Raw genomic sequence first — 7,045 nt, 5'->3', positions numbered from 1 at the left:
CCGGTACTGCCACTGACGACTTGAGCGACAATTCACCGGTCAACGAGGCTTCCACCGCCATGAACACATTCAGTGGATCCGGCACGGCTCGCCGCGCGATGCTCCCCACGGCGGCGTCGCTCACTGCAAGCCCATCGAGGGCCTGCCGGAAGTTGTCCGCGCAGCTCGCGTGCCAATCCCGAAATCCCAAGGCGCGATACCGCTCTGGATCGCACGCCGGGATCAACGTGTCGTGGACGCCCCCACTGTCGTCGGCGACCACAGTCAACATCGCCGCGCGCAGGTCGTCGACCAAGGTATCCCCGACGCGTGGACTCAGTCGGCCCATCGCCAAGCGGCTGTGGGACATGGACATTACGGACGCACCCCCGAGTTTGAGCGCCCAGGTATCAACAACCTGATATCCCAAGGTGTTCACGATGTGAAGCCGTTGACCCGCTCGCAGCACGAGGCCGCCGCCACGGCCACCTTCCACGGTGCACACATGGCGAGCGCGCGTCACGTCAGACACGGTCACCGCCGACACCTCCCGAGCAGAGGATGTGGGGCGTCGACCGCGTAAGGCGACAGATACCAACACATAGGCATTGCGACCCTCTCGTGCGATGGTTGGGATGAACGGAAACTGCTGTACATTCGTGTTATACGATAATATCCCTAGTTGTCGGAAAGGACAATGGTGAGCGTCTCCCCCGATTCAATCAACCCGTCGGTGGGGCAGCGGCTTCGCGCCGCGCGCGTGGCCAAAGGCCTCAGTGCCCGCCAATTGGCCTCACTGGCCGAGGTCACGCCGGCCTATCTGAGCCGGTTGGAGAATGGCCAGCTCAGCCCAACGGTGAGCACTCTGTCCAAGGTCATGCAGGCCCTCGGTCAGCCGGTCGCGGATCTATTTCATGGAGACGATGAGCGCGGGCCTCTGGTCAGGGCCGGCGAACGACGGATCATCCGTAGCCATGGCGTGGCCGACGAGTTACTGTCACCCACCCGATCGGGGCGCCTCGAAGTTCTCGAAACGGTAGTCAGCCCGGGAGCGGGCAGCGGGGACGAGCCCTACAGCCACCCCGGTGACGAAGAATGCATCGTACTCCTGGCGGGAACCCTCGACGTCCAGGTGCGCGATACCCATTACGTGTTACAGCAGGGCGATGCACTGACGTTCAGCTGCCGCGTTCCGCACTCGTGGCGCAACACAGGCGCAGGCGAGGCGCGCGCATTGTGGATCATCACGCCCGCCGGCTACTAATTGAATGTTGCCTTTTTGTATAACACATGAGATGCTCTCCAAGTTGATGAAGAACGCCATGTGACCACATCGCCCGACACCATAGCCGGGAGAAGGACCCGCCCAGGCGGGGCGCAGGACCCAGCTGTCCGGGATGCGCCTATCACAACCCCACAAGTCTGGAGGAGAACACATCATGACCACGGAAATGTCGACCGAACAGGTCAGCGATCTGTTTTCACGGTTCACTCTCGGCGCCCTTGATCTACCCAATCGCCTTGTCGTTGCACCGATGTCGCGAGTGAGCACCCGCGGCGACGGCATTCCCACCGGACAGATGGCTGAGTATTATCGAGGATTCGCCGAAGGCGGCTTCGGTTTGATCATCACTGAAGGGATCTACCCCATCGGCCCGGCGGCCCAGGGCTACGCGGATCAACCTGCGCTGACCTCTCTGGAACACGCGCGGGGCTGGCGGGCGGTGACCGAGGCCGTACATGATTCCGGTGGATTCATCGTCGCTCAGATCATGCACGCTGGTGCACTCTCACAGCACCTGGAGTCCACACTGGCGCCCAGCGCGGTCGCACCCAGGGGAGCGAAGATGCCCGAATACGGCGGCGCTGGAACCTATCCCACTCCGAGCCAGGCGACCCAGGAACAGATAGCCGAGATCCTTGCCGGATTTGCGGACACAGCTGCACTCGCAGTGGATGCCGGGTTTGACGGCATCGAAGTACACGCCGCCAACGGCTATCTGCTCGACCAGTTCATCACCGACTACACCAATACGCGCTCGGACCACTACGGCGGTTCTCCCACCGCACGAACCAGACTGACCGCCGAAGTGCTCGCCGCGATCCTCGATCGAATCGGACGCCGCATTCCGGTAGGGGTACGGTTGTCGCAGGCCAAGGTCAACGATTCCCGGCACCGGTGGGTCGACGCGCATGAGGCCGAGGACATCTACGACACCATCGCCGGGGCCGCGCCGACCTACCTTCATCTCGCGGGTGAAGGACGGCCCTGGACACAGAGCGGGCGCACCGCCGACGGCACACCACTCGGCGAATTGGCCCGTCGCACCACGGGTCTACCCGTGATCGTCAATGGCGGCCTACACACGCGCGGTGTCATCGACAGGGTGCTGGCCGAGGGAGAAGCCGACCTCGTGAGCCTGGGCCGGCCCGCCCTCGCCGATCCGAGTTGGCCCATGCGAATCCGAAACGGACAATCTCCCGAAGACTTCGACGCCGATCTCATCACCCCTGCAGCGACATTGGACAACACCGAGCACGCGCGTACACGACGTGAGCAGAGCAGGTGAACACGATGGCACCACACCAAGACGACGGAGTCGAGCAACCCGGCTTGCGCACATGGCGGCGGTCTCTGGACGACGCATGGCGACGAGGTTCACGTGCGGTACTCACCTTGACCTTCGACCTCGACGCCGAGAGCGCAGTCCTGGCACGACGCGAGAGCGCGGTCCGAGACTTGTCGACAATGTCGCACCAGGCCTACGGTCCACAGACCGCATTACCGCGCATACTGACGCTGCTAGCCGAAACCGACGTCTCTGCAACATTCTTCGTACCTGGCGAAACTGCTCGCCGCTGGCCGCACGAGGTCGAATCCCTTCTGGAGCGCGGCCACGAGGTGGCCCTGCACAGCGACCTGCACAAGCCGCTCACGGGCATGTCCGATGCCCAGCAGGGTGATGACCTGCAGGCCAACGTCGAGGCGCTGCACGCCCTGGGCGCGAACCCAGTGGGCTACCGCGCACCGAACTGGCAACTCACCGCCAAGACGTTGGAGTTGCTGATCGAATCAGGATTGACATACGACTCCAGCCTGATGGACGACGACCGCCCGTACGCCATCCACCATGCCACTGGCAGTATCGCCGAGCTTCCGGTGCACTGGAGCCTCGACGATTGGGAGCAGTACGCGTTTCTACCCGACCCGGATATCGGCCAGGTAATCAACACCCCCGCGACGGTGCGGGAATTGTGGCTCGGGGAACTGGACGCGATGCGCAGCACAGGAAGCCTCTGCAACATCTGCGCTCATCCGTTCTTGAGTGGTCGGCCGTCCCGGTTGAAGGTCATCGCAGACCTCATCGCCTTCGCCCGGGAGTGCCGAGACGTCGAGATCATGCGCTGCGATGAACTGGCCCAACGAGCCCTTTCGGCTGCGCATTCGGGTGACCGAGTCACCTCGGGCGGTGGGACTTCGGGCTGAGAAATAGACACGAAACCTGAGAACCCGCTGCTCGCGAGGGTTTGGTGAGCGGTTCGTTAATACTGGCTGGGTGGACCCGGTCGCCGCTCGGAGGAAAACCCCACTGACACCCGTGCTCGCGGTGAGCATGCTGGTGGGTATGACGCTGTTGCTGTGGGCTCCTGTCGCCCGCGCCGACGGCGTCGCTTCGGACACCGATGTCCACGTCGCACAGTCGCTGGGAGACCGCGAGCTCACGGTGATCATCCGCCGGGTGGGCCCGGTGCTGGGGCCGCTGCACGTCGACGTCGTCAGCCATCGCGGTGACGCACCTGGCCCCCTGCGGCTCACTGCGACCGCACCGGGTGCGACGACCAGTACCGGCGAGGTGGCGCTCGACAATCCGGGGATCCATTCGGCGACACTCAACGTCGACCGGGCCGGACCGTGGGAGCTGCTGGTCGACGACGGAAACACCGTGGCCCGCATCCCATTTCTGGTGCCGATGCAGGTGACCCCGCCCTGGAAGAAGGCCAGCGACTATGGGTTCTTCGCGGCCGGGACGCTGCTGATCGTCTCGTTGGGGGTCGCGCTGCGAGCCCGCCGCAACTGGATCGCGCTGATCCCGGCGACCGGGACGGTCGTCGCGCTGACGGTCGCGGTGACCGGTGCGGTACTCTCGGCGTATTCCCCGCCGCCGCCTCAGCCCGGGCACGACCTGGACCCGACTCCCGACAACCTCGCCGACCCGTACGCCAGGGTGGCCGCGAATTCACTTACCCCGACCGACTATTCACGCCCACCCATCAACCTGGTGACGGCCATGCACGGCACGGCGATGGGGCTGAGCCTGATCGATTCGTCGACCGGACGACCCGTCGACGATCTGCTGATCCATCACGGCGCCCTGATCCACCTCATCGTCGTCTCCCCGTCCGGGGATATGTCGCACCTACACCCGGTGCGGGTGGCCCCCGGCCGCTACGAGGTGCAATTCCACCCCGCCGAACCGGGCACCTACGCCGTCGGCGCCGAACTGGCCCGACGCGGCGGCGGCATCCAACTTGTCCGGGGCTCGGTGGCGGGAGGCTCGGCCCGCACACCGCCGAGGGCCGAAACCCTCTCCCCCGGGCAGGTGACCGCGACGCTCGCCAAGGCAAGCACGCCGAGCACGATCCGGGCCAGGTTTGGTGACACCGCCGACCTGCAACCGTGGCTCGGGATGACCGGGCACATGATGGTGATCGGGCCGCTGCCCACCGAACCCGACACCGGCACCGAGGTCGGCGAACGCGCACTCGCGGCACCGATCTGGTCGCATGCACATGCCATGGTGCCGCCCGCGCCCGGCGCGGCGGGCGGGCAGCCCGACGAATCGGTGGCCCGCTACGGCCCCGAGATCGACTTCACCTACACCTTCGCCCGGCCGGGACGCTACAAGGTGTGGGTGCAGGCCGAACGGGACTACGCCATCCTCACCGCGCCAACCGAAGTCGAGGTCGCATGAGCGAAGCTTGCGAGCGAACCGCATGAGCCGCAGGAACCTGGTCGTCGTATTCGTGGCGGCGGCGGTGCTGGCCGCCGTACTGTGGCTGTTCTGGCCGACATCGACCGCCACCCACCACCCGGCCGCCACGGCCGGCCCGTACCTGGTGCGACTGACCGGCGAATCGCCCAGCGTCGGAGTGCACCCGCTGACCGTCGAGATCACCGGCAGCGCTGGCGAGACCCCGCAACCGGACTCGGTGAGCTTCGAACCCGCCATGCCGCAGATGGGTCACGCCACGCCGCCCGTGGCCGCCAGCCCGGACGGCGCGGACCGGTACCGCGGCGATGTGGACCTGTCCATGCCGGGGCAGTGGGAGATCACGGTCCGCATCGCCTCGGGCACCCAGACCTACGACGCGGTCCTGAGCGTCACCACCAACGGCTAGAAGGGATTTCGCGCATGAGGCAATCGCCGGGCAGACCGCCGGCCTTCGTGATGCTGGCCGGCACGCTGATCTCGCTGTTCGGCCTCACCTGGGACATCGGCTGGCACAGCGATGTCGGGCCGGACAGCTTCTTCACCCTGCCGCACCTGTTCGTCTACTCCGGCGGCGCGATCGCCGGGTTGACGAGCCTGGTCATGGTGTTGCGCGCCACGGCCGCCCAACGCAACGGCCTGGCGCCCGATCCCGCGGTCGGCGGCCGCCCCGTCAAGGTGCTCGGCGTGTTCTCCGCCCCGATCGGCTATCTGATCGGTGGGATCGCGGCGGCCACCTTCCTGCTCTACGGGCTGTGGGACGAATGGTGGCACGGGCTCTACGGATTCGACGTCACCATCGCCTCGCCGCCGCACCAGGGCTGGCTGACCTCGATCTGCGTCACCATGATCGGTACCGCGATCGTGTTCGCAGCCGCCCGCGAACACCGCTGGGCCCGTTGGGGTTTCATGACGGCCGTGGCCGCCTTCGGCGCGTACGCCTCGATCACCAGCACCGCGCTCGCCGACCTGCACTTCGACACCAGCATCGACTGGTTCACCGCCACCTGGGTGGCCATCCCGCTGATCTGCGTGCTGCTCGGCTCGCAGGTGCTGCCGCGCGGCGGGGCGGTGGGCACGGGCCTGCTGACCCTGCTGGTCAACCTGGTGATGTGGCCGCTGGCCGAATGGGCGGTCGGCTGGTACGCCGGGGTGCAGAAGCTGTCCCTGCGCGATTACGTGGAGTTGGGCTTTCCGGTCGACATGCTGATGGTGCCCGCCGCGGTGTTCGGGTTCGGCATCGTCGTCGAGTTGGTGCTGCGTGTCCGGGGCGCCGGCGCCTGGCGGCTGGCCGGCCTGGGCGCGGTGGGTGCGGTCGCGATCGCCTGGTGGCTCGGGTCCAGCGGCACCGCCGTCGGCACCGCGGCCACCTGCGCCGCGGCCGGCGGGCTCGCGGCCCTGCTCGGCGGGGCGACCTTTCGGCTGGGCCGGACCATGCGCGAGGTCGGGACCGCCCCCGCCGATGACCACGAGATGGCGGCCACGGCGTGACGGTGCTGCGCGCGCTGACCGCGATGCTGTGCGCCGCCCTCGCCCTCGCGGCCGGCCCGGCACCGGCGGCCGCCGCGAACCCGTTGGACTACCTGGTGCATACCGAACAGGTACAGGTCGGCCCCTACCCGGTGACGGTGGGTTTCACCGTGTGGCCGCTGCGCGCCATGCAGTCGCTGGACTTCACCTTCGAACCCGACGGCGGCATCGGCGGGCTGTCGGGGACCTCCACCGAGCTCGCCCCTGGCGGCGGGTCGCGCATCCGCAAGCTGGCCCGTCACCCCCGCAACCGCGAGGTGTGGGGGCTCGATGTGCACTCACTCGACGCACCGGGCAGCTGGACGTTGCGGTTCGAGATCGACGGCCCGCAAGGCCCGGGCACCGGCGAGATGACGATCGACGTGCTCGACCAGCCGGGCCCCCCGCTCGCGCTGAGCTGGGCGCTCGGCCTGATCCCGCTGACCCTGACGCTGGTGCTCGCCGGGGTGGTGTGGGTGCGCGCCGGCCGTTCCCATGCCGAGCAGACGTAAAGCTGCCCTATTTCAGGGGATTTGGGGCGAGTTTATGTCTGCTCGCGGTGAAAC

Annotated in this window: 8 protein-coding genes; 7 read left to right on the top strand and 1 reads right to left on the bottom strand. The window is 66.9% G+C overall.

Going from position 1 to position 7,045, the window contains the following annotated elements; all coding sequences use genetic code 11:
- Positions 1 to 517: urea carboxylase-associated family protein (locus tag ACWDTP_RS20690; protein ID WP_450023126.1), on the bottom strand; the 517-nt coding region annotated here is incomplete at its 3' end.
- Between the two features lie 162 nt (positions 518 to 679).
- Here ACWDTP_RS20690 and ACWDTP_RS20685 point away from each other — a divergent pair.
- The 7 genes from ACWDTP_RS20685 to ACWDTP_RS20655 all read left to right on the top strand — a co-directional run bounded on the left by ACWDTP_RS20685 (position 680) and on the right by ACWDTP_RS20655 (position 6,991).
- Positions 680 to 1,243: a helix-turn-helix domain-containing protein gene (locus ACWDTP_RS20685; protein ID WP_450023124.1), complete on the top strand. Its 564-nt coding sequence runs from the start codon at positions 680 to 682 to the stop codon at positions 1,241 to 1,243.
- Between the two features lie 175 nt (positions 1,244 to 1,418).
- A complete protein-coding gene (locus ACWDTP_RS20680; protein WP_450023122.1) occupies positions 1,419 to 2,549 on the top strand; it encodes an oxidoreductase in 1,131 nt (376 codons plus the stop codon).
- A gap of 5 nt (positions 2,550 to 2,554) precedes the next feature.
- Complete coding sequence (locus ACWDTP_RS20675) at positions 2,555 to 3,466, top strand: polysaccharide deacetylase family protein (RefSeq protein ID WP_450023120.1); 912 nt, start codon at positions 2,555 to 2,557, stop codon at positions 3,464 to 3,466.
- Between the two features lie 70 nt (positions 3,467 to 3,536).
- Positions 3,537 to 4,952: a hypothetical protein gene (locus tag ACWDTP_RS20670; RefSeq protein WP_450023118.1), complete on the top strand. Its 1,416-nt coding sequence runs from the start codon at positions 3,537 to 3,539 to the stop codon at positions 4,950 to 4,952.
- Positions 4,953 to 4,974: 22 nt separating this feature from the next.
- Positions 4,975 to 5,379, top strand: a complete 405-nt coding sequence (locus ACWDTP_RS20665; protein WP_450023116.1) for a FixH family protein — start codon at positions 4,975 to 4,977, stop codon at positions 5,377 to 5,379.
- 14 nt (positions 5,380 to 5,393) lie between these two features.
- Positions 5,394 to 6,461, top strand: coding sequence for a hypothetical protein (locus ACWDTP_RS20660; RefSeq protein ID WP_450023115.1), 1,068 nt, complete (start codon positions 5,394 to 5,396; stop codon positions 6,459 to 6,461).
- Positions 6,458 to 6,991: a hypothetical protein gene (locus ACWDTP_RS20655; RefSeq protein ID WP_450023113.1), complete on the top strand. Its 534-nt coding sequence runs from the start codon at positions 6,458 to 6,460 to the stop codon at positions 6,989 to 6,991. The genes ACWDTP_RS20660 and ACWDTP_RS20655 overlap by 4 nt, the downstream gene beginning before the upstream one ends.
- The last annotated feature ends 54 nt before the right edge of the window (positions 6,992 to 7,045 follow it).

It is taken from the genome of Mycobacterium sp. NPDC003449 (assembly GCF_053588415.1).
Note: the sequence above shows the minus strand (reverse complement) of the source record. Positions and strands in the feature narration are given on the sequence as shown.